The organism is Allobosea sp. 47.2.35 (assembly GCF_024655635.1).
Lineage (GTDB): Bacteria > Pseudomonadota > Alphaproteobacteria > Rhizobiales > Beijerinckiaceae > Allobosea.
The window spans coordinates 86295-109313 of the sequence record NZ_JANLGI010000011.1 but is presented as its reverse complement, the minus strand read 5'-3'; the positions used below and the strand labels follow the sequence as shown (position 1 = coordinate 109313).

Below are 23019 nucleotides of genomic sequence, written 5' to 3'. Positions count from 1 at the left end.
TGCGCCCTAGGGCATGCGCCCTTTGGCTCCCGCTCGCGACCGCTGGAAGACACAGATGGCCACATCCCTGCAGAAAGACACGCTCGCCCTGCTCAAGCGCCTCGGTGTCTCCGAAAGTGCCTATGCCGATGCCGGCCTCTCGGCAGGCTCGCCGATCACCGGCGAGACCGTCGTGACCCTGCGCGAGACCTCGCCGGCCGAGGCCGAGGCCGCGATCGGCCGGGCCCAGTCCGCCTATCTCGCCTGGCGCAAGGTGCCGGCACCGCGCCGCGGCGAGTTCGTCCGCCTGCTCGGCGAGGAGCTGCGCGCCGCCAAGACCGATCTCGGCCTGCTGGTGACGCTCGAAGCCGGCAAGGTCACCTCCGAGGGCCTCGGCGAGGTCCAGGAGATGATCGACATCTGCGACTTCGCCGTAGGCCTGTCGCGCCAGCTCTACGGCCTGACCATCGCCACCGAGCGCCCGAACCATCGCATGATGGAGACCTGGCATCCGATCGGCGTCGTGGGCGTGATCTCGGCCTTCAACTTCCCGGTCGCGGTCTGGTGCTGGAACGCCGCGCTCGCCTTCGTCTGCGGCGACAGCGTCGTCTGGAAGCCCTCCGAGAAGACCCCGCTGACCGCGCTCGCCGTGCAGGCCATCGTCGAGAAGACGATGAAGCGCTTTGGTTCGGAAGCTCCGATCGGCCTCTCCGAGGTCCTCGTCGGCGGCCGCGAGATCGGCGACATCCTCGTCTCCGACCACCGTGTCCCGGTCGTCTCGGCCACCGGCTCGACCCGCATGGGCAAGGAAGTCGGCCAGAAGCTCGCCGCGCGCTTCGCCCGCGCCATTCTCGAGCTCGGCGGCAACAATGCCGCGATCGTCGCTCCCTCGGCCGATCTCGACATCGCGCTGCGCGGCATTGCCTTCGCGGCGATGGGTACTGCCGGCCAGCGCTGCACCACGCTACGCCGCCTGATCGTGCATGAAAGCGTCTATGACGCGCTCGTGCCGAAGCTGATCAAGGTCTACGGCTCGGTGAAGATCGGCGATCCCCGCGAGGCCGGCGTGCTGGTCGGCCCGCTGGTCGACGAAGGCTCCTATCAGGGCATGCAGAAGGCACTCTCCGAGGCCAAGGCCGAGGGCGGCAAGGTCCATGGCGGCGAGAAGGTCGATGTCGGCGCTGGCGGCTTCTATGTCCGCCCGGCACTGGTCGAGATGCCCAAGCAGTGCGGCCCGGTCGAGCGCGAGACCTTTGCCCCGATCCTCTACGTCATGAAGTACAAGTTCATCGACGAGGCGATCGCGATCCAGAACGCCGTCGGCGCCGGCCTGTCCTCCTCGATCTTCACGCTCAACATGCGCGAGGCCGAGCTCTTCGTTTCCGACGAGGGTTCGGATTGCGGCATCGCCAACGTCAATATCGGCCCCTCGGGCGCCGAGATCGGCGGCGCGTTCGGCGGCGAGAAGGAGACGGGCGGCGGCCGCGAGGCCGGCTCGGATGCCTGGAAGGCTTATATGCGCCGCGCCACCAACACGCTGAACTACGGCACCACGCTGCCGCTGGCGCAGGGCGTCAGCTTCGATGTGGATGCGTGATCGGTAGTATCTAACAACATCCGCGTCGTCATCCCGACCGGAGCGAAGCGCAGAGCCGGGATCCATGCCTGAGCCGTTCAGGAATGGATCCCGGGTCTCCCTCCGGTCGCCCGGGATGACATCGCAACAGGTTCAAGGGAGACGAACACCATGGCCGGCAGCCACAAGCTCGCGAAGTTCACCTGGGACGATGCCTATCTGCTCGACGAGCAGCTGAACGAGGACGAGCGGCTGATCCGCGACACCGCCCGCGCCTATGCGCAGGAGAAGCTCGCTCCGCGCATCCATGACGCCTATCTCGACGAGAAGACCGATCGCTCGATCTTCAACGAAATGGGCGAGCTCGGCCTGCTCGGCGTTACCGTCCCCGAGGTATACGGCTGCGCCGGCGCCAATTACGTCTCCTACGGACTCGTCGCCCGCGAGGTCGAGCGCATCGACTCGGGCTATCGCTCGATGATGTCGGTGCAGTCCTCGCTGGTGATGTTCCCGATCTACGCCTATGGCAGCGAAGAGCAGCGCAAGAAGTACCTGCCGAAGCTGGGCTCCGGCGAATGGGTCGGCTGCTTCGGCCTGACCGAGCCAGATGCCGGCTCCGATCCCGGCGGCATGAAGACCCGCGCCGAGAAGGTCGCCGACGGCTACAAGCTGACGGGATCCAAGATGTGGATCTCGAACTCGCCGATCGCCGACGTCTTCGTCGTCTGGGCGAAATCGGCCGCGCATGACAACCAGATCCGCGGCTTCATCCTCGAAAAGGGCATGAAGGGCCTGTCCGCGCCGAAGATCGGCGGCAAGCTCTCGCTTCGCGCCTCGATCACCGGCGAGGTCGTCATGGACGGCGTCATCGTTCCCGAAGAGAACCTGCTGCCGAACGTCTCCGGCTTGTCCGGCCCGTTCGGCTGCCTCAACCGCGCCCGCTACGGCATCTCCTGGGGTGTGATGGGCGCCGCCGAGGATTGCTTCCACCGCGCCCGCCAGTACGGGCTCGACCGCAAGCAGTTTAACAAGCCGCTGGCCCAGACGCAGCTCTACCAGAAGAAGCTCGCGGACATGCTGACCGAGATCACGCTCGGCCTTCAGGGCTCGCTGCGCGTCGGACGCCTGCTCGACGACGGCAAGATGGCCCCGGAGATGATCTCGCTGGTCAAGCGCAACAATTGCGGCAAGGCGCTCGATATCGCCCGCCAGGCCCGCGACATGCATGGCGGCAACGGCATCCAGATCGAGTATCAGGTGATGCGCCACGCCGCGAACCTCGAGACGGTGAACACCTATGAGGGCACGCATGACGTCCACGCGCTGATCCTCGGCCGGGCGATCACCGGCCTGCAGGCGTTCTTCTGAGCCCTACCCACCCCCTCCGCGTCATCCCGGGCGACCGCAGGTCGACCCGGGATCCATTCCGGACCATCGCCGATTGGCGGTCAGGCATGGATCCCGGCTCTCTGCTTCGCTCCGGCCGGGATGACGGCGCGGATCGAGCCTGATGACTTCGACCTCTCCCCTCGCCGGTCTGCGCGTCCTCGAACTGGCGCGCATCCTCGCAGGTCCCTGGATCGGCCAGCTCCTGGCCGATCTCGGCGCCGATGTCGTCAAGGTCGAGGCGCCCGAGGGCGACGACACCCGCAAATGGGGTCCGCCCTTCGTCGAGGGCACGGGCGACGAGCACCTCTCCGCCGCCTATTTCCATGCCGCCAATCGCGGCAAGCGTTCGATCACGGCCGATTTCCGTACCGCCGAAGGGCAGGCGCTGGTCAGGCGTCTGGCGGCCCATGCGGATGTCGTCATCGAGAACTTCAAGGTCGGCGGCCTCTCGAAATACGGGCTCGACGCCGCCTCGCTGCGCAAGGAGTTCCCGCGTCTCGTCTACTGCTCGGTCACCGGCTTCGGGCAGGACGGCCCCTATGCGCCGCGCGCCGGCTACGACTTCCTCGTGCAGGGCATGGGCGGGGCGATGTCGATCACCGGCGAGCCGGCGGGCGCGCCGATGAAGGCGGGTTACGCCGTCGCCGACATCTATACCGGGCTCTACGCCACGGTCGGCATCCTCTCCGCCTTGCGCCAGCGCGATGCGACCGGCGAGGGCGCGACGCTCGATCTCGCCCTGCTCGACTCGCAGGTCGCCGTGCTCGGCAACCAGGCGATGAACTATCTCGTCGGCGGCAATCCGCCGCCGCGGCTCGGCAACGCCCATCCGAACATCGTGCCCTATGACGTGTTCCCGGTCGCGGACGGCCATATCATCATCGCGACCGGCAATGACGGGCAGTGGCGCAAGCTCTGCGAGGTGCTGGGCGAGCCGGCACTGGCCGACCATCCCGACTATCTCGACAACAAGTCGCGGGTGAAGAATCGCGTCGCGCTGACGGCGAAGCTGCATCTGCTCTGCCAGCGCTATGCCAAGGCCGATCTGCTCGCCGGGCTGGAGAAGGTCGGCGTACCCGCCGGCCCGATCAACGATATCGGCGAGGTCTTCGCCGATCCGCAGGTCGTCGCGCGTGGTGTGAAAGTGGACCTGCCGAGCACAGCCGCGAAGGCTGGCGCCATTCCGACCGTCGCCTCGCCGATCGTCATGAACGGCGTGCGGCAGGTGGCCGGACGCCCGAGCCCGCGGCTCGGCGAACATGCCGACGACATTTTGAACGACCCGGCCTGGGGAGGGCCGCAGCATGGCTAATCGCACTGGCGGGCAGATCCTCGTCGACCAGCTTCTGATCCACGGCGCCACCGACGCCTTCTGCGTGCCCGGTGAGAGCTACCTCGCCGTGCTCGACGCGCTGCACGACGCCTCGATGAAGGTCACCATCTGCCGCGCCGAAGGCGGCGCCTGCATGATGGCGGAGGCCGCCGGCAAGCTCACCGGCAAGCCCGGCATCTGCTTCGTGACGCGCGGCCCCGGCGCCACCAATGCCTCGCCCGGCATCCATATCGCCGACCAGGATTCGACCCCGCTCATCCTCTTCGTCGGTCAGATCGACGGCAGCATGCGCGAGCGCGAGGCCTTCCAGGAGCTCGATTACCGCGCCGTCTTCGGCACCATGACCAAATGGGCGACCGAGATCGACGATGCCGCGCGCATCCCGGAGATCATCAGCCGCGCCTTCCATGTCGCGACCTCCGGCCGCCCCGGCCCGGTCGTGATCGCCCTGCCGGAGGACGTGCTGACCGACCTCGCCGATGTCGCCGACGCCGAGCCTTATCAGGTCACCGAGCAGCACCCTGCCCCGGCGCAGATGGCCGATCTCGCCAAGCGCTTCGCGGCGGCCAAGTCGCCGATCGCGATCCTCGGCGGCTCGCGCTGGAGCCCGGAGGCGATCGCCGATTTCCAGGCCTTCGCCGAGCGCTTCGACCTGCCCGTCGCGGTCTCGTTCCGCCGGCAGATGCTGTTCCCGGCCGATCATCCGAACTTCGCCGGCGATCTCGGCATCGGCCCGAACCCGAAGCTGCTCGCCCGCATCAAGGAGAGCGACCTCGTCCTGCTGGTCGGCGGTCGCCTCTCGGAGATGCCGAGCCAGTCCTACACGCTGTTCGGCATCCCAAACCCGGGCCGGCCGCTGGTGCATGTCCATGCCGATCCGGAAGAGCTCGGCCGGGTCTATCGCCCGACGCTGGCGATCAATGCCTCGCCCGCCGGTTTCTGCGCCGCGCTCAAGACGATCGAGCCGCCGAAGGCTCCCGCCTGGAAGGGCGCCGGCGCTGCCGCGCATGAAGCCTATATCGCCTGGAGCGAGCAGCCGGCGCCCGTGCCCGGCGAGTTCCACCCCGGCGAGATGGTGCGCTGGCTGCGCAGCCAGCTGCCGGACGACGCGATCATGTGCAACGGCGCAGGCAATTACGCGACCTGGGTGCACCGCTTCCACCGCTTCAACAAGTTCGCGACGCAGCTCGCCCCGACCTGCGGCTCGATGGGCTATGGCGTGCCGGCCGCGATCGGCGCCAAGCGGCTCTTCCCGGAGCGCACCGTCATCGCCTTCGCGGGCGACGGCTGCTTCCTGATGAACGGCCAGGATTTCGCGACGGCCGTGCAGTACGACCTGCCCGTCATCGTCGTTGTGGTCGATAACGGGATGTACGGCACGATCCGCATGCATCAGGAGCGCGAATATCCCGGCCGCGTCTCGGCGACGACGCTGAAGAACCCGGATTTCGCGGCTTACGCCAAGGCCTTCGGCGGCCATGGCGAGCGCGTCGAGAAGACCTCGGAGTTCGCGCCGGCCTTCGAGCGCGCGGTGAAGAGCGGCAAGGCCGCGATCATCCACTGCCTGCTCGACCCCGAGGCGATCACCCCGGCCAAGTCGCTTTCGACGATCCGCGCCGAGGCTTTCGCGGCTCAAGCTAAAAAGTAAACGTCCCGGACGAGAATCTTAACCTCGTCCGTGAACCTGAACCGAACCTTTCGCGACCATTGAGCGTTGAGCTGGTGGTAGCGGAGGGCAAGGCGATGGCACGCAACAGGATGGCGCGGTTTGGACTCGCGGCAGCGCTCCTCGTAGCCGCCGCGCCTGCCGCGGAAGCCGCCGGCCTGTTCGACGATCTCGCCCGCGCCTTGTTCGGCGGCGGGCCACGCCTGCGGGCCTCCCCCATCTATGAGTATTATGACGACGAGCCGCGCGTGCGGGCGCCGCGCGCCCGGGCGCCGGAGGTATCCGCGAAGCCCAAGCCTCCTGTCGTCCAGCTCGATCCCCAGGCCGACAAGCAGTGGTACCTGAAGGACCCAACGCTGCGACGCGGCGACATCGTCGTCACGGCCCGCGGCGTTCTAGTCTATCAGGGCCGCGATGCCGACGCGACGCGCCCGACCGATTTCGTCGCGCTCGGCGGCAGCGATGCCAAGGGCTGGAAGCAGCAATTGCAGACGGCCGCCGCCGGCGGTCGCGCCCGCTTCAACGATCTCAGCACGCCGGCCAAGCCGGCCGTCACGGCTGAGGCCGCCGAGTAAGGGTCGTTTTTCGCATTTTCTTCACGCGAACCGGCGCCCACTTCGCTCGAAAATGCTTGGGCTTCAGCGCGGCTTCACGCCGTCGAACGTGGAGCGGATCGCGCGCGCCAGCGCGATCGCGGCCCAACCCTGGAAGATCAGCTCGATCGCGAAGAAGGTGCCGAGCACCCATAGGCTGGAGCCGGGCCATTGTGCCAGGACCATGCCGCCAAGCAGCAGCGAGAGCGCACCCGAAAGTGCGAGCCATCGCCAGGCCGGCAGTTCCCGGTTCTGGAAGGCGACGACGAGGCGCAGCACGCCGGTCGCGACAAGGGCCGCACCGGCCAACAATGTCAGCGAGGCCGTGGCCAGGAGCGGATTGGCGAAGGTCAGTAAGCCGACCGCGATGTAAAGCGCGCCGATGAGGATGTGCAGCAGGCGGCTCTTCCAGCCCTGATGCCGGAAGGCATCGATCAACACGACGACGCCGCCGACGAGGATCATCGCCCCGAACCAGATCGCGCTGGCGAGGCTAAGCACCGCGACGGCTCCAAGACCGACGACGCCGAGAATGATGAGGGCGACACCTGCCGCCATCAACCAACCCGAATTGCGCCGGAGCGGGACGAGATGAGTGGCGAGCGAGGAGCCCGAGCGGGGCGCGGATTCTACGGGGGTGGTCATGGCGGACTCCGTTTGGGCGGGCCGCGACAGCCGTGGCGGCCTCGTCAGGACAGGCCGCCATCAGAAGCCCGCGCGCCGGCTGCGTCAATGATCTGCAGCAAGGCGCGGCGTCAGTAGGTCGCGCGTCCGCCCGAGAGATCGAAGATCGCGCCGGTCGAGAAGCTGCAGCGCTCGCTCGCGAGCCAGGCGACGAGCTCCGCCAGTTCATCGACCGTCCCAAGCCGCTTCAACGGGCTCTTGCCGATCATGGTCGCGACCGTCTCCGCGCTCATCTGCTGGAGCAACTCGGTCTCGATCGCGGCCGGTGCGACGGCATTCACCAGCACGCCCGTCCCGGCCAATTCCTTGCCATGGGCCTTCGTGAAGGCGATGACGCCGGCCTTGGCGGCGCTATAGGCGGAGAGCGTCGGTGTGCCTTCCTTGCCGGCGAGCGAAGCGATGTTGACGATGCGACCGTAGCCGCGCGGTATCATCACATCAGCGACGGCCTGCGAGCAGAGGAAGGTGCCGGTCAGGTTGATCGCCTGCACCTTCTGCCATTGGGCCAGCGGCGTCTCCGCCACGGTCGTGGAGGGGCCGGTCAAGCCGGCATTGTTGACGAGTACGACGATGGGACCGTGCTCGCGTTCGGTCGCGGCCAGGGCCTGAGCGACCGAATTCTCATCAGAGACGTCACAGGCGAGATGAAGACGGCCGGCCGCAGCCGGAGCGGCGATGTCCCAGACGACCGGGATCAGCCCGTCCCGCTCCAGCCGCTCGGCCACCGCGGCGCCGATGCCCCTGGCGCCGCCTGTGACGACGGCGATCCGCCGCAGAGTCATGGCCTGCTCAGCCGAGCTTTTCGGTGACGAGCTTGCGCAGGCCGCGCAGGTCCTTGACGAAGCCGCGAATGCCTTCGGCCAGCTTCTCTGTGCCCATCGCATCTTCGTTCATGGCGAAGCGGAAGGCCTTCTCGTCATAGCCCAGCTTCTTGCTGAAGCCCGAGGCTACCTGCGGCGAGGAGGCCGGCGACAGGCGGCGCGGCAAGTCGCCGGTCGCGGCGGCAAGCTCGTCGAGCAAGCCAGGCCCGATGGTCAGGCGGTCGCAGCCGGCCAGCGCCTCGATCTCGCCGGTATTGCGGAAGGAGGCGCCCATCACCACCGTCTTGATGCCGAAGGTCTTGTAATAGGCGTAGATGCTCTTGACCGAGACGACACCGGGATCGGTATCGGCGGTGTAGGGGCCGCCGCCGGCCTTGACGTGCCAGTCGAGGATGCGCCCAACGAAGGGCGAGATCAGGAAAGCGTTGGCCTCGGCCGCCGCGACCGCCTGCGGCAGCGCGAAGAGCAAGGTCAGGTTGCAGTCGATGCCCTCGCCCTGCAGCACCTTGGCGGCCTGCAGGCCCTCCCAGGTCGAGGCGATCTTGATGAGGATGCGGTCCTTCTCAACGCCACGTTCCTTGTAGGCGGCGATGACGGCGCGCGCCTTCGCGATGGTCGCTTCCGTGTCGAAGGAGAGATCGGCATCGACCTCGGTCGAGACGCGGCCGGGGACGATCTTGGTCAATTCCGCGCCGAAGCTCACGGCAAGGCGGTCGCAGACGGCATGGACCGCCTTCTCGCCGCCGCCCTGCTTCTTGCCCCAACCGATCGCCTCGTCGACGATATGGGCATAGGCCGGCGTCTCCACCGCCTTGAGGATCAGGGTCGGGTTGGTGGTGCAGTCGACGGGCTTCAGGCGACGCACGGCCTCGATATCGCCGGTGTCGGCGACGACGGTGGTCATCTGGCGGAGCTGGTCGAGCTTGGAGGCGGTCATCAAATCAATCCTCGGCATGTCTTCTTGTCGTAACGCATTCACTGTGACGCCTGTTCATCGCCATTGCGAGAGCGATGAAGCAATCCGGCCATGCGGCGCGCTGACGCCGCGCGTCATGCCCGGGCTTGACCCGGGCATCTCATGAAAAGAGGGCGCTGTTTTCGGCCTAGCTCTTCACCGCGCCCGAGGTGAGCCCACCAACCATGTTCTTGCGGAACAGGTAGTAGATCACCGCCGGCGGAATGGCGTAGAGCAGCCCCGCCGCCATCAGCAGGTTCCAGGGCGCATCGTCGGCCGAGAGGAAGAGACCGAGGCCCACCGCGAGCGGAACCGCCTTCTCCGATGAGAGCAGCAGGAAGGCGTAGAGATACTCGTTCCAGGCGAGCAGCAGCGCGTAGATGCCGATCACCACCATCGAAGGCTTCATCAGCGGCAAATAGACCAGCCGGAAGAGCTGGATCGATGTGGCGCCATCCATCACCGCGGCCTCGTCGAGCTCCTTCGGCAATTTGTCGGAGGCCTGCTTCAACACCCAGATCGCATAGGGCGAAGCCAGCGCGACCATGGCGAGGATCAATGAGGCCTGCGTGTTGAGCAGGCCGTAGGAGCCCATCGCCTTGTACATGGGGATGGCGAGGAAGGCGGCCGGGATCAGGTAGGTCGCGAGCGCGAGGTTCATCATCGTGCGCCCGCCCCTCACCTTGAGGCGCGCGATGGCGAAAGCCGCGAAGGTCGCGACGAAGAGCGTGATCAGCCCCGTCGCGCCCGCGATGAAGAAGCTGTTGAACATCTGCCGCCAGAAATTGTGCAGGTAGTAGTGCTGCTGGGCGAAGACGATCTGGAAATTCTGCAGCGTCGGCTTGTCCGGCCAGAGCTTGCCGGCCAGCATCGATTCCTGATTGGAGATCGAGAGCACGAAGAGGTGGTAGATCGGCAAGAGCGTCCAGACCAGGACGGGGACAGCGACCAGCAGCAGCTTGCCTTCGTCGAGGAACTTCTTCATGCGTCCGGCCCCTTCGACAGGCGCTTCACCATCACGAAGACCATCGGCAGGATCAGCGGCATGGCGACGATGATCGAGGCGATGCCGAGATCGAGATTGTTGTTGCGCATGTAGCGGATGCCGAGCGTCGCCAGAACGTGGTTGAGATCGCCCGGCCCGCCGCCGGTGAGCAGGTAGACGCTGTTGAAATCGCCGAGCGTCCAGATCATCGAGAGCATGGTCGAGGTGACATAGAGCGTCGCCAGCGACGGCCAGGTGATGAAGCGGAACTGCTGCCAGCGATTGGCGCCGTCGACGCTGGCGGCCTCGTAGAGGTCCTGCGCGATGGCGAGCCGGCCGGTGATCAGGATCAGCGTCCAGAACGGCAGCGACTTCCAGATATGGACAAAGATCGAGCAGATGAAGGCGAGAGTCGGATCGGTGAGCCAGCCCGGCCCCTCCATGATGCCGAACCACTGGAAGAGCTGCTGGTTCAGCATGCCGTTCTCGGGATTGAGCATCACCCGGAAGGACAGGATGGTCGGGATCGAGGGCACCGCCCAGGGCAGGATGAACAGCACCAGCACGATGCGGATCCAGGGCCGCTGCTGCACGAAGAAGCCGGACAGCATGAGCGCGATCAGGAATTTCAGGTTCACCGCCACGAACAGGAAGATGATCGTGTTGACGACGGTGCGGATGAAGATCGGGTCGGCGAAGAGCGCCCGGTAGGAATTCCAGTTCAGGCCGAGCCAGAGGCCATAGGCCACCGGATAGACCACCATGACGGCGAAGACGAGCACATAGGGCGCCAGCATGATCGCCCCCCACATCGCGCGGTCCCGCGTGAACCCCGATGCGTCATCGCGCGGCGCCGCTAGCGGCGCGGTCATGGCGGCTGTGCTCATGGACTCTCCGTGACTTCATCACCCTGTGAAAGATACGCCGCGGCAATCCTTGCCGCGGCGGGTTCTCGATGCAAGCAGAACGCGCGGAGAGGTCAGCCGGCGATCTGCTTGATGCGGGCGATCATCTCGTCCACGGCCTGCTCGGCCGGGATCTTGTCCTGAACCACGCGGTTCACGGCCTTGGCCCAGACGTTCTCGGCGTTCACGGTCGTGAAATTGTAGTTGTAGACGAACTGGAACGGCACAGTGCCGTCCTTGTACTGCTTGTAGACGACCGCGCGATGCGGATCCTTGCCATCGGACCAGAACGGCGCGTCGATCGCCTTCAGCGTCGTGGGCACCCAGCGACCGGCAGAGCCTTCGACGAAGGGGCGCAGGTTCTCGTCCTTCATGAAGAAGGCCATGAACTCCTTGGCGCGCTTCTTGTTCTTGGCATCGGCGAAGATCACCGCGGTCTTGACGGCGGCGAGGTTGGTCATCTTGCTGCCGTCCGCCTTGAGCGGAAACTCGGCGGTGCGGATGTTGTCCTCGTAGTTCTTCTTGGCCGCGGCGCGCTGTTCGGCGGTGAGCGCCTGGTTGCTCATGTCGTCCATGTGCTTGCCGGCGATCGAGATCGTGGCGTTGTGCGTGGCGACCGTGGTGCGGTTGTGGAAGGCGACGTTGTTGTCGGGATCGAGCCAGTTGACCGAGGACGGCGGCGTGCAACCGCGCTGGAAGATGTTGGCGTAAGCCTTCACGGCCTCGACCATCGCCTTCTTGTTCTCGGGCTGGTCGAGCACGATCTTGCCGTTTTCGTCGACGACCTTGGCGTTATAGGCGTTGGCGAAGGTCAGGAACGAATAGAAGGTGTCGGACGCCGCGATGCCCATCGGGTGGCCGATGCCGTAGACGCGCTTGCCCTTGGCGCGCATCGCGCCCTGGACCTTGTCGCACCAGAAATCCCAGTAGCCGTTCCAGGTCTTCGGGATATCGGACTCCTTGAAGCCCGCTTCCTCCAGCATGTCCTTCCAGTAGGTGATGTGCATCATCTGCTGCTCGACCGGGAAGGCATAGTATGACTTCTTGCCGGCCTTGCCGTTCATCAGGAAGGTGGTCGAGAGCGCCATCGGCTGGAATTCGCCCTTCAGCGGCTCGATCACGTCCGAGACGTCCTCGAGCTTGCCGTCATAGGCCCATTTGCCGGTGGTGCGGAAATCATAGGTGGTGCAGAAGCCGACATCCGGCGGCGTGCCGGCATCGACGGCGCCGACCGACTTGGTGACGCAATCCTCGGTCGCGTAGAGCGAGAGCTCGACCTTGACGCCCGTCGCCTTCTGGAACTTGTCGACGACGGCGAGCAGCGCATCGTCCTCGCCCTTGTAGAAGCCCTTGGTGAACCAGGCCGTCAGCGTCTCCTGCGCCATCGCGGCGCCCGACCAGCCAGCGACCACCGCCGCGACAGCCGTTCCCATGGCAAAATGCCGTACAAGCTTCATCCGATATCCTCCCGTTTAAACCGTTTTAAAGCGACCTTATGGTCGTCTTGCCGCGACCCTAATCGAAAAGCCCCGCACGAAACAAGCCGGCGCGCTCGCCGAAAATAGTATTTCTAATTCCAGACTGCACAACCGTTCCACCGGAGAAACATTCGCCCATTTCATGGAACTGTCATGCGACGGGTCTACCGGCTGCGCCATCTCGCAACTGCGATCGAAAGATGGAGCTTCACATGCAGCGCAAGGCCCTGAGCGCCTTCATTCTCGCGGCCGGCCTTGCGGCCGCGCCGCAGGTCCTCGCCACCGAGGGCAAGTTGGTGCTCTATACCAGCCAGCCCAATACCGACGCGCAGCAGACCATCGACGCCTTCAAGGCGAAATATCCCAAGGTCGATGTCTCCTTCGTACGCGACGGCACGCCGCGCGTGATGGCGAAGCTCAAGGCCGAGTTCGAGGCCGGCGCGCCGCAGGCCGATGTTCTGCTCATCGCCGATGCCGTGACCATGGAAGGCCTCAAGAAGGACGGGCGCCTGCTCGCCCATGACAAGGCCGATCTCGGCGCTTATCCCGCCGGCATCCACGACCCCCAGAAGATGTGGTTCGCGACGAAGCTGATCACCACCGGCATCGTTTACAACACCAAGGCCACGATGAAGCCCGCGAGCTGGACGGACCTCGTCAAGCCGGAGGTGAAGAACCAGCTGGCGATGCCGAGCCCGCTGAACTCGGGCGCCGCGCTGATCCACACGATCACGCTGACCAGCAATCTTGGGGACGGTTGGGGCTTCTACGAGAAGCTCCGGGAGAACGGCACGCTGGCCGCCGGCGCCAATGGCGACATCCTGCGCCAGGTCGCCACCGGCGAGAAGCTCTACGGCATGATCGTCGACTTCATGCCGATCCGCGAGAAGGCCAAGGGCGCGCCGGTCGAGTTCGTCTTCCCGAGCGAGGGCGTATCCGCCGTCAGCGAGCCAGTCGCGATCCTGAAGAGCAGCAAGAACCCGGAAGCCGCCAAGGCCTTCATCGACTTCCTGCTCTCGAAGGAGGGCCAGGAGCTCGCGCTGAAGCAGGGCTATGTCGCGGCCCATCCGGATGTCGCCCTGCCGGCCGGCTATCCCGCTCGCAGCGCGATCAAGCTGATGGCGTTCGACGCCGCCAAGGCGCTGGCTGAGGAGACCGCTGCCCGCAAGCGCTTCGGTTCGATCTTCGAGTGATGACGAGCTTGCTGTCGCAGCGGCCGGCGCCATGACGCTGGCCCTTGCCCGAAACAGCCGGCGGGAGCCCGCGATCGCGGCCCCGCCGGCTGCACGTTTGCGCCTGCCGGACGGCTGGGGCCTGCCGGCGCTCGTCGTCGCGGTCGCGCTGCTGCTCGGCGGTCTGCCCTTCTTCCGGCTGGTTGCGGCTGCCTTCGCGCCCGGCTGGCAGTTCGCGCCGGGCGAAGCCTTCGCCGAGATGACGAGCCGCGCGGCTGTCACCGCGACCTGGCATACGCTGGAAACGGCCTCGCTCTCGGCGCTCGGCGCGCTTCTCGTCGGCGGCATCGTCGCTTTGGCGCTCGGCGTCACCGATGTCAGGGGCAAACGCCCGCTCGCCTTCGCCTTCGTGTTCTCGATGATGATCGCGCCGCAGGTGGCGGCGCTGGCCTTTCTCAGCCTGCTCGCGCCGAACTCGCCAATCCTGTCGCTGATCGGGCTCGCGCCGCCACCGGGCACGCCAAACCCGCTGCTCGGGCGCGGCGGCATCATCCTCGTCATGGCGCTGCATCATGCGCCGCTCGTCGCGATCACGCTCTGGACCGGCCTGCGCAGCATCCCGCAATCGCTGGTCGAAGCCGCGCAGATGGAAGGCGCCGCGCCCGCGACCATCACCACGCGGATCGTGATCCCGGTGCTACGGCCGCAGACCATCGCCGCCGGGCTGATCGCCTTCGTTGCCGGCGTCGGCAATTTCGGCATCCCTGCCCTGCTCGGCCTACCCGTGAATTACCTGACTTTGCCGACGCTGATCTATCGCCGGCTGTCGAGTTTCGGCCCGTCGAGCCTCGGCGAGACGGCGGCGCTCGCCGTGCTGGTCGGCGCTGTCGCCGCGCTTGGCATCGTCGCTGCCGCGCTCGCCGCCCGCAACCAGCGCGGAAGGGTCGAGATCGAGCGGCCTCTGGAACCCTATTGGCTGCTCGGCCCGGCCCGCCCGCTGGTCGCCGCCGGGCTCTGGCTGCTGCTCGCGCTCAAGCTCGGCCTCCCGCTGCTCGCCCTGCTGAGCGAAGCGCTGACGCCGGCGCTGGGCGTCGCTCTCTCCTGGCAGACGCTGACCTTCGACAAGTTCACGGAAGTTCTGTTCCGGCAGGCCGTGACCATGCGCGCTTTCCGCAATTCGCTGTTCTTCGCCGGCAGCGCCGCCTTGATCCTCGCGATCCTCGCTATCGTCTTCGCCTATGCGCTGGAAAGGCGGCTCGGCAAGCTCCGGCGTGCGGTCGAACTGATGATCGAGCTGCCCTATGCCCTGCCCGGCATCGTGCTCGCCATCGCCTGCATCCTGATCTTCCTGAAGCCGCTGCCGCTGATCGGCGTCAGCATCTACGGCACACCCTTCATCATCCTCTTCGCCTATCTCGCCCGCTTCCTGCCGCTGGCGCTGAAGGCGCCGGTCGCGGCGATGGCGCAGATCGAGGCGCATCACGAGGATGCCGCGAAGCTCGACGGCGCCGGTCTCACGCAGATGCTGCGCTTCATCGTCGCTCCGATCCTGGCGCCGGCTGCAGCGGTCTCGGCGCTGATGGTCTTCCTCGTCGCTTTCAACGAACTCACCGTCTCGGCGCTGCTCTGGTCCTCGGGCACGGAGACGCTTGGCGTCGTGCTGTTCAGCCTGAAGGAAGCGGGTCTCGCAGGCGAGGCGGCGGCGGTCGCGATCAGCGCCTGCGCGGTCATCCTCTTCGTGATGCTGGCGCTCGACCTGATCGGCCGCAACCGGCAGCACAATATCCTTCCGTGGCGGATTTGACGGGTCGCATAAGGCCTGACGGACAGATGTGACGGAAAATTAAACTTGCGAGCGCCCTAGATGGAGCATGGGTGCCCATCAGACATTGCAGGCCAGGCCGGAGCCCGTACCGGACGACCGCCAGATCCTCGTCATCGAGGACTCGCGGACCTTCTCGCTCGCGCTGCGGCAGATGCTCCAGGCCGAGACCGGGCTACCGGTCACGACCTGCGCTTCGCTGAAAGAAGTCAGCGACCTGATCGTCGCAGCACCCGGTGCCTATGCGATCGCGGTCGTCGACCTCAACCTGCCCGACGCGCCTCGCGGCGAGGCGCTCGACTGGACCGTGACCCACGGCATCCCCTCGGTCGTCTTCACCGCGACATTCGACCTCGCCACGCGCGGCCGGATCATGGAGCGGGAGGTCATCGACTACGTCCTGAAGGACAATGAATTCGCCCTTCCCAACCTCGTTGGCACAGTCAAGCGGGCGCTGAACAACCGCAACACCCGCATCCTCGTCGTCGATGACACCCGCACCACCCGCAAGGTGCTCGCGCGGATGCTGTCGATCCAGCAATATGCCGTGGTCGAAGCCGGCTCCGGACAAGAAGCGCTGACGATCCTGGAAAGCAATCCCGATATCCAGCTCGTCGTCAGCGACTACTACATGCCCGACATGGACGGATTCGAGCTGGCGCGACGCATCCGCCGCCATCATCCGGACGTGCGCGTCCTCGGCATCTCCTCCTCAACCGACCGACAGACCTCGGCCGGCTTCCTCAAGGCCGGCGCGCATGACTTCGTGTCGCGCCCCTTCGTGCTGGAGGAGTTGCAATGCCGCATCGCCTCCAATGTCGAGGTACTCGACCAGCTCCGGCAGTTGCAGGACCTCGCCGCGCGCGATTTCCTCACCGGCCTGTTCAATCGCCGCCATTTCTTCGCGCGCGGCCGGCAGCTCGTCAGCGAAGCCCGCGAGATGGGCCTGCCGATCTCGGTCGCCATTCTCGACATCGATCATTTCAAGCGGCTCAACGATCGGCATGGCCATGATGGCGGCGACAAGGCGCTGACGGCCGTCGCGCGGACGCTCGGCACCATGGCCGAGCGCGGCTTCAACCTGCTCGCCCGCATCGGCGGCGAGGAGTTCGCCATCATCTTCCCGGGCGCCGATCTCACCGAGGCCGAGCGCCTGTGCGGCGACATCCGGGCAGCCATTGCCGGCTCGCCCCTCGTCATCAACGGGGAAACGCTACCGCTGACGGTCTCGATCGGCGTCGCCGCACTCACGCCCGATGCCATGCTCGAGACCTGTCTCGGCCAGGCGGACGAGGCTCTCTACGTCGCCAAACAGGATGGGCGCGACAGGGTTCGCACCGCGGCCTGAGGCGTGACTACTCGGCCGCGATGCGCGGTTCTGGCCTGGGCTCGCCCATCAACAGGGCGCGCGAGGCCTTCACCTCGCGAACGACGAAGTCGACGATGGCGCGCACCCGCGCCACGTCCTTCAGGTCGGCATGGACGAGCAGCCAGAACGAGCGCGTGATCGAGACCGTCTCGGGCAGGACGGGCACGAGCCGCTTCTCGCCTTCCGCCATGAAATGGTGGATCACACCAATACCGGCGCCCGCCGTCACGGCATTCATCTGGGCGATGACGCTCGAACTCTGGACATGGGCGCGCAGGCCCTTGGCGACCTCATCGAGATAGTCGAGCTCGGGCGAGAAGATGAGATCGTCGATATAGCCGATGATGCGATGCTCGAAGAGATCCTCCGGCTTCGTCACCGGCGGCATCGAGGCGAGGTATTCCGGCGAAGCGTAGAGGCCGAGGCGGTAGTCGGATAGCTTGCGGGCGACGACCTTGCCTTCCTTTGGCGGAGCGAGCGTGATCGCGACATCGGCCTCGCGCTTCGACAGCGAGAGCAGGCGCGGCATGGCGATAAGCTGGATTTCGAGACCCGGATAGGACTTCGCAAACAGCGCCAGCCGCGGCGCCAGGAAGGAGGTGCCGAGGCCGTCGGGTGCGCCGATCCTGACCGTGCCGGACAGCGCCATGTCGGCGCCGCCGATATCGCTCTGGATCGCCAGCGCCTCGGTCTCCATGCTCTCGGCCTTGGCCAGCAGGCGCTCGCCATGGGCGGTCAGCGTGTAGCCTTGAGGGCGGCGCTCGAAGAGCTTGGCCTTCAAGGCCTCCTCGAGTGAGGTGATGCGACGCGAGACGGTAGCGTGGTCGGCGCCGAGCCGCCGGGCCGCTGCCGTCAGGCGACCCGAGCGCGCCACGGCCAGAAAGAAGCGGAGGTCGTCCCAGTCGAAGCGCTCCAAGGCTCTCTCCCATATTTGTTTTTACGCACGACCAGCGTTTCACACTCGCTATAGCCGTGCGCAAACGAGAATGGTAGGGGAGATGGCAAGATCAACACACCACCAATTCGTAGGGAGGGCGCAATGCGTCAGGTTGGGCATTTCATCGGCGGCAAGCATGTCGCGGGCACTTCGGGCCGCACGGCTGACATCTACCAGCCGATGGATGGCACGATCATCGGCAAGGTCGCGCTCGCCTCGACCGCCGAACTCGACGCCGCCGTGCAGAACGCCGCCGCGGCGCAGCCGAAATGGGCCGCGACCAACCCGCAGCGCCGCGCCCGCGTGCTGATGAAGTTCCTCGACCTGATCGCGCAGAACAATGACGAGCTCGCCGAGCTCCTCGCCCGCGAGCACGGCAAGACCATTCCCGACGCCAAGGGCGACATCCAGCGCGGCGTCGAGGTGATCGAGTATTCGCTCGGCGTCCCCAACCTGATGAAGGGCGAGTACACCGACGGCGCCGGCCCCGGCATCGACATCTACTCGATGCGCCAGCCACTCGGCGTCTGCGCCGGCATCACGCCGTTCAACTTCCCGGCGATGATCCCGCTCTGGAAGCTCGGCCCCGCGATCGCCTGTGGCAACGCCTTCATCCTGAAGCCCTCCGAGCGCGACCCGGGCGTGCCGATGCGCCTGGCCGAGCTGTTCATCGAGGCGGGCGGCCCTCCCGGCATCCTCAACGTCGTCAACGGCGACAAGGAATCGGTCGATGCCATCCTCGACCATCCCGAGATCAAGGCGGTCGGCTTCGTCGGCTCGACCCCGATCGCGGAATACATCTACAGCCGCGGCTGCGCCAACGGTAAGCGCGTGCAGTGCTTCGGCGGCGCCAAGAACCACATGATCATCATGCCCGATGCCGACATGGACCAGACGGTCGACGCCCTGATCGGCGCCGGCTTCGGCTCGGCCGGCGAGCGTTGCATGGCGATCTCGGTCGCCGTCCCGGTGGGCAAGGGCACGGCCGACGAACTGGTCAAGCGCCTGATCCCGCGCGTCGAGAGCCTCAAGATCGGCCCTTCGACCGACGTCAACGCCGATTACGGCCCGGTCGTGACCAAGGCGGCGATGGAGAAGATCAAGCAATATGTCGATGTCGGCGTCCAGGAAGGCGCCAAGCTCCTGGTCGATGGCCGCAACTTCAAGATGCAGGGCTACGAGAACGGCTTCTATGTCGGCGGCTGCCTGTTCGACAACGTCACCAAGGACATGCGCATCTACAAGGAAGAGATCTTCGGGCCGGTGCTCTCGGTGCTGCGCGCCGACACCTATGAAGAGGCGCTGAAGCTCACCAACGACCACGAATACGGCAACGGCACCGCGATCTTCACCCGCGACGGCGACGCCGCGCGCGACTTCGCCTCGAAGGTCCAGGTCGGCATGGTCGGCATCAACCTGCCGATCCCGGTTCCGCTGGCCTACTACACCTTCGGCGGCTGGAAGCGCTCCTCCTTCGGCGACCTGAACCAGCACGGCCCGGACTCGATCCGCTTCTACACCAAGACCAAGACGGTGACGGCGCGCTGGCCGAGCGGTATCAAGGACGGTGCAAGCTTCGTCATCCCGACGATGAACTGAGGCGCCACCGACGGAGGAGCCCATGGAGCGACCGCTGCGGGTCATCGCATCGTCGCTCCTGCTTCTCTACGGCCTGCTGCCGGCCCGGTCGGAGAGCCCCATGCCCGACGCCGCTCCTTCGGCCGAGGAATTGCTCTGCGATGCGGCCGCCAACGGCACCCTCAGCCTGCACGAAACGCAATTGGCCCGCTGCCGCCAGCTCTGGCGCCAGCGGGTCGATGCAGCCAGGACGCGAAGCCAGGGCTATGTCGACCGCATGATCGAGGACGGGCGGCTGCGGCGGGAGCTCCAGGCGAAGCTGCCTCCGCCCCCTCCCCCGCCCGTAACGGTCGAAACCTTCCTGAACGGCGGCGATCTCGCCTATGGCGACGTGGTGGTGACCGACAAGGGGCCGCGCGTCTTCATCGGCAAGCCCGGGGAGCCGGCGGGGCCTGAGGATTTCGTCGCCCTCGACTCGGCCCGGTCGCCGCACCGAGGCCGCGCCAAGGCCTATGGCGGGGCCTACCCGCAGCCGCAACCTCAGGCCGCGACGCCGCGGCCCGCCCCCATCCAGCAGGAGCGCAAGCCTTGAGCCCGTTTTCCCTGACCGAGGACCAGATCGCCATCCGCGACATGGCGCAGGACTTCGCCGCTGAAACATTGGCGCCTCACGCCGCGCGCTGGGACGAGGACAAGCATTTCCCGATCGAGGAAATGCGCGCCGCCGCTGCGCTCGGCATGGGCGGCATCTATATCCGCGACGACGTCGGCGGCTCCGGCCTGACGCGGCTCGATGCGGCCCTGATCTTCGAGGCGCTCTCGACCGGCTGCCCCACGGTCGCGGCCTATATCTCGATCCACAACATGTGCGCCTGGATGATCGACCGCTACGGCGATGACGAGCAGCGCCAGCGCTTCCTGCCGAAGCTCTGCACCATGGAGCATCTGGCGAGCTACTGCCTGACCGAGCCCGGCGCCGGCTCCGATGCCGCCGCGCTCAAGACCAGGGCCGTGCTGGACGGCGACCACTATGTCCTCGACGGGCAGAAGCAGTTCATCTCCGGCGCCGGCGTCTCCGACATCTATGTCGTGATGGCGCGCACGGGCGAGGCCGGCCCCGGGGGCATCTCGACCATCGTCGTCGAGAAGGACACGCCCGGCCTGTCCTTCGGCGCCAACGAGAAGAAGATGGGCTGGAACGCCCAGCCGACGCGGGCCGTGATCTTCGAGAACTGCCGCGTGCCGGTGGCGAACCGGCTCGGCCCGGAGGGCATCGGCTTCAAGATCGCCATGGCCGGTCTCGACGGCGGGCGGCTCAATATCGGCGCCTGCTCGCTGGGCGGGGCGCAGGGCGCGCTCGACCGGTCGCTGACCTATGCGAGGGAGCGCAAGGCCTTCGGCTCGGCCATCGCCGATTTCCAGGCCTTGCAGTTCAAGCTCGCCGACATGGCAACCGAGCTTGAAGCGGCTCGCAGCCTGCTCTGGCGTGCGGCCGCGGCGCTCGACGCCAAGACGCCGGATGCGACCAAGCTCTGCGCGATGGCCAAGCGCATCGCCACCGATACCGGCTTCGAGGTTGCCAATCACGCCCTGCAGATCCATGGCGGCTACGGCTATCTCGCCGATTACGGCATCGAGAAGATCGTCCGGGATCTCCGCGTCCACCAGATCCTCGAGGGGACCAACGAGGTGATGCGGATGATCGTCGCGCGCGGGCTGGTCGGCCGGTCGAAGGGGAATTGACGACCAGGGTGCCATCCCGGACGCCGAAGACGATCCGGGATCGCAAGACGAGAAAGTGCCTTTTCCTGATGACGATCCCGGGTCCGCTCTTCGAGCGGCCCGGGATGACACCAAGAACGACGAGAGGATACGACCATGACCAACATCGCCTTCATCGGCCTCGGCAATATGGGCGGCCCGATGGCCGGGAACCTCGTCAAGGCCGGGCATAGCGTCAAAGCCTTCGATCTCGCGCAGGCTTCCAAGGATGCCGCGGCCGAGATGGGTGTCGGCATCGCCGGCTCGGCGAAGGAGGCCGTGGCCGAAGCGGAGGTCGTGGTGACGATGCTGCCGGCCGGAAAGCATGTGCTTGGCGTCTGGGCCGACATCCTGTCGGCTGTGAAGCCCGGCACGCTGCTGATCGATTCCTCGACCATCGATGTCGAGAGCGCCCGCAAGGCCCATGCGCTGGCGGCCGAGCGCGGCTGCCTCTCGCTCGACGCCCCGGTCTCGGGCGGCACTGGCGGCGCCAAGGGTGCGACGCTGACCTTCATGGTCGGCGGCACGGAGGAGGCCTTCGCCAAGGGCGAACCGGTCCTCGCCAAGATGGGCCGCAAGATCGTGCATTGCGGCGGCGCCGGCAACGGCCAGGCAGCCAAGATCTGCAACAACATGATCCTCGGTATCTCGATGATCGGCGTGTCCGAGGCCTTCGTGCTCGGCGAGAAGCTCGGCCTGTCGCATCAGGCGCTGTTCGACGTCGCCTCGACCTCGTCCGGCCAGTGCTGGTCGCTGACCACCTACTGCCCGGTGCCGGGGCCGGTGCCGACCTCGCCGGCCAATAACGAGTACAAGCCCGGCTTCGCCTCGGCGCTGATGCTGAAGGACCTGAAGCTGGCGCAGGAAGCGGCGCAGGCGGCGGGCGCCTCGACCCCGCTCGGTGCGGCAGCGGCACAGCTTTTCGGGCTGCATAATGCCTGGGGCGAAGGCGGCGCGGATTTCTCCGGCATCATCCACCTCCTGCGCGGACGCGGGGAGGCGTGAGACGCGCTTGCGCGGCGGGGCTGAGCGGGTCTAGACCCGAAGCATGAACGACGCCCTGCCTCGCCGCGAACGCTCCTCCCTCACCGGCTTCGCGATCAACCGGCTCGACCGGCGCGAAGACCTGCGCAACAAGCCCGACGCGGTGACGGCCTTGCGCCACCGCTCGGATACGCGGATCGCGGTCGTCGCCGGCGAGACGCCGATCCTGAAGCGCCTCGATGGCGAGGCGCTGACGGTCTGGTTCAGCCATGGCGAGGCCGAAATCCTCGGCCCGGCCGCCGAGGAAATCTTCATGGGGATGACCGAGGACGGCACGCCCCGCTTCGGACGCCTGCTCGACAAGGCGCTGGCCGAGCCACTGAAGGAACGCTCCGAACTGTTCGTCACCGACCTGCGCTCGGTCGCGCTGAAGCGCATCGTGCCAGAGGACGAAGTCGGGCCGCTGGGCGAGGCCAAGGCCGTGCTCGACTGGCATGCCCGCCATCGCTTCTGCGCCCAGTGCGGCGGCTCGACCGTCGCCGGCGCCTCGGGCTGGCGGCGCGAATGCACGTCCTGCGGCGCGATGCATTTCCCGCGCACCGATCCGGTCGTGATCATGCTGGTGACGCGCGGCGATGCCTGCCTGCTGGCGCGCCAGGCCCGGTTCGCCCCGGGCATGTATTCCTGTATCGCGGGCTTCGTCGAACCGGGCGAGACGCTCGAAGACGCGGTCAGGCGCGAGAGCTGGGAAGAGGCGGGCTTGAGGGTCGGCAATGTCCGCTACCTCGCCTCGCAGCCCTGGCCCTTCCCCTCCTCAATCATGATGGGCTGCATCGCCGAGGCGCTCGGCGACGAGATCACGCTCGACATGACCGAGCTGGAAGAAGGCCGCTGGTTCCCGCGCGCGGAGGTGCTGCAGATGCTGGAGGGCAAGCATCCCGACGGCCTCGCCTGCCCGCAGCATATCGCCATCGCCAACACGCTGGTGCGAGCCTGGGCGCTCGAAGGCGAGCGAATCTAGCCCGATCCCTC

20 protein-coding genes are annotated in these 23019 nt (G+C 66.6%); 13 read left to right on the top strand and 7 right to left on the bottom strand.

What is annotated here, in order from left to right; translation table 11 throughout:
- Positions 1 to 55 precede the first annotated feature (55 nt).
- From amaB to NUV79_RS15110, 5 genes are all read left to right on the top strand, one after another.
- Positions 56 to 1576 carry an L-piperidine-6-carboxylate dehydrogenase gene (gene amaB / locus NUV79_RS15130; protein WP_257733922.1) on the top strand — a complete coding sequence of 507 codons (1521 nt, stop codon included), beginning with the start codon at positions 56 to 58 and terminating at the stop codon, positions 1574 to 1576.
- Positions 1577 to 1726: 150 nt separating this feature from the next.
- Entirely contained in the window at positions 1727 to 2923 is a 1197-nt protein-coding gene (locus NUV79_RS15125; RefSeq protein ID WP_257733921.1) for an acyl-CoA dehydrogenase, read from the top strand.
- A 142-nt stretch (positions 2924 to 3065) separates the two neighbouring features.
- On the top strand, positions 3066 to 4256 hold the full coding sequence (locus NUV79_RS15120) for a CaiB/BaiF CoA transferase family protein (RefSeq protein ID WP_257733920.1): 1191 nt from the start codon (positions 3066 to 3068) through the stop codon (positions 4254 to 4256).
- Entirely contained in the window at positions 4249 to 5925 is a 1677-nt protein-coding gene (locus NUV79_RS15115) for a thiamine pyrophosphate-binding protein (RefSeq protein WP_257733919.1), read from the top strand. The genes NUV79_RS15120 and NUV79_RS15115 overlap by 8 nt, the downstream gene beginning before the upstream one ends.
- A 95-nt stretch (positions 5926 to 6020) precedes the next feature.
- Positions 6021 to 6518, top strand: coding sequence for a hypothetical protein (locus NUV79_RS15110; RefSeq protein WP_257733918.1), 498 nt, complete (start codon positions 6021 to 6023; stop codon positions 6516 to 6518).
- Positions 6519 to 6581: 63 nt separating this feature from the next.
- Here NUV79_RS15110 and NUV79_RS15105 read toward each other — a convergent pair whose 3' ends face one another.
- The 6 genes from NUV79_RS15105 to NUV79_RS15080 form a co-directional block, all read right to left on the bottom strand.
- Entirely contained in the window at positions 6582 to 7181 is a 600-nt protein-coding gene (locus NUV79_RS15105) for an HdeD family acid-resistance protein (protein WP_257733917.1), read from the bottom strand.
- Between the two features lie 110 nt (positions 7182 to 7291).
- Positions 7292 to 8002 carry an SDR family NAD(P)-dependent oxidoreductase gene (locus NUV79_RS15100; protein ID WP_257733916.1) on the bottom strand — a complete coding sequence of 237 codons (711 nt, stop codon included), beginning with the start codon at positions 8000 to 8002 and terminating at the stop codon, positions 7292 to 7294.
- A 7-nt stretch (positions 8003 to 8009) separates the two neighbouring features.
- Entirely contained in the window at positions 8010 to 8978 is a 969-nt protein-coding gene (tal, locus tag NUV79_RS15095; protein ID WP_257733915.1) for a transaldolase, read from the bottom strand.
- A 166-nt stretch (positions 8979 to 9144) separates the two neighbouring features.
- The gene (locus NUV79_RS15090) at positions 9145 to 9981 is read right to left on the bottom strand and encodes a carbohydrate ABC transporter permease (RefSeq protein WP_257733914.1); all 837 of its coding nucleotides are present in this window, start codon (positions 9979 to 9981) and stop codon (positions 9145 to 9147) included.
- Positions 9978 to 10853 carry a carbohydrate ABC transporter permease gene (locus NUV79_RS15085; RefSeq protein ID WP_308218208.1) on the bottom strand — a complete coding sequence of 292 codons (876 nt, stop codon included), beginning with the start codon at positions 10851 to 10853 and terminating at the stop codon, positions 9978 to 9980. Before NUV79_RS15085 ends, NUV79_RS15090 begins: the two co-directional genes overlap by 4 nt.
- Positions 10854 to 10960: 107 nt before the next feature.
- The gene (locus NUV79_RS15080) at positions 10961 to 12343 is read right to left on the bottom strand and encodes an ABC transporter substrate-binding protein (protein WP_257733912.1); all 1383 of its coding nucleotides are present in this window, start codon (positions 12341 to 12343) and stop codon (positions 10961 to 10963) included.
- 233 nt (positions 12344 to 12576) lie between these two features.
- On the opposite strand from NUV79_RS15080, the gene NUV79_RS15075 reads away from it, so the two are divergent.
- The 3 genes from NUV79_RS15075 to NUV79_RS15065 all read left to right on the top strand — a co-directional run bounded on the left by NUV79_RS15075 (position 12577) and on the right by NUV79_RS15065 (position 16706).
- Entirely contained in the window at positions 12577 to 13557 is a 981-nt protein-coding gene (locus NUV79_RS15075) for an ABC transporter substrate-binding protein (protein ID WP_257733911.1), read from the top strand.
- A 31-nt stretch (positions 13558 to 13588) separates the two neighbouring features.
- Positions 13589 to 15340 (top strand): ABC transporter permease, encoded by a 1752-nt coding sequence (locus tag NUV79_RS15070; RefSeq protein ID WP_257733910.1) that lies wholly within the window; start codon positions 13589 to 13591, stop codon positions 15338 to 15340.
- Positions 15341 to 15407: 67 nt separating this feature from the next.
- Positions 15408 to 16706, top strand: coding sequence for a GGDEF domain-containing response regulator (locus NUV79_RS15065; protein WP_257733909.1), 1299 nt, complete (start codon positions 15408 to 15410; stop codon positions 16704 to 16706).
- A gap of 7 nt (positions 16707 to 16713) precedes the next feature.
- Here the strand turns inward: NUV79_RS15065 and NUV79_RS15060 are convergent, their stop codons facing one another.
- Positions 16714 to 17643, bottom strand: a complete 930-nt coding sequence (locus NUV79_RS15060; protein ID WP_257733908.1) for a LysR family transcriptional regulator — start codon at positions 17641 to 17643, stop codon at positions 16714 to 16716.
- 123 nt (positions 17644 to 17766) lie between these two features.
- Between NUV79_RS15060 and NUV79_RS15055 the strand changes: the two genes are divergently transcribed.
- The 5 genes from NUV79_RS15055 (at position 17767) to nudC (ending at position 23008) form a co-directional block, all read left to right on the top strand.
- Complete coding sequence (locus tag NUV79_RS15055) at positions 17767 to 19263, top strand: CoA-acylating methylmalonate-semialdehyde dehydrogenase (RefSeq protein WP_257733907.1); 1497 nt, start codon at positions 17767 to 17769, stop codon at positions 19261 to 19263.
- A gap of 22 nt (positions 19264 to 19285) precedes the next feature.
- Positions 19286 to 19834 carry a hypothetical protein gene (locus tag NUV79_RS15050; RefSeq protein WP_257733906.1) on the top strand — a complete coding sequence of 183 codons (549 nt, stop codon included), beginning with the start codon at positions 19286 to 19288 and terminating at the stop codon, positions 19832 to 19834.
- Complete coding sequence (locus NUV79_RS15045) at positions 19831 to 20985, top strand: isobutyryl-CoA dehydrogenase (protein ID WP_257733905.1); 1155 nt, start codon at positions 19831 to 19833, stop codon at positions 20983 to 20985. Before NUV79_RS15050 ends, NUV79_RS15045 begins: the two co-directional genes overlap by 4 nt.
- 135 nt (positions 20986 to 21120) lie before the next feature.
- Positions 21121 to 22008, top strand: coding sequence for a 3-hydroxyisobutyrate dehydrogenase (mmsB, locus tag NUV79_RS15040; protein ID WP_257733904.1), 888 nt, complete (start codon positions 21121 to 21123; stop codon positions 22006 to 22008).
- Between the two features lie 43 nt (positions 22009 to 22051).
- Positions 22052 to 23008, top strand: coding sequence for an NAD(+) diphosphatase (gene nudC / locus NUV79_RS15035; protein WP_257733903.1), 957 nt, complete (start codon positions 22052 to 22054; stop codon positions 23006 to 23008).
- The last annotated feature ends 11 nt before the right edge of the window (positions 23009 to 23019 follow it).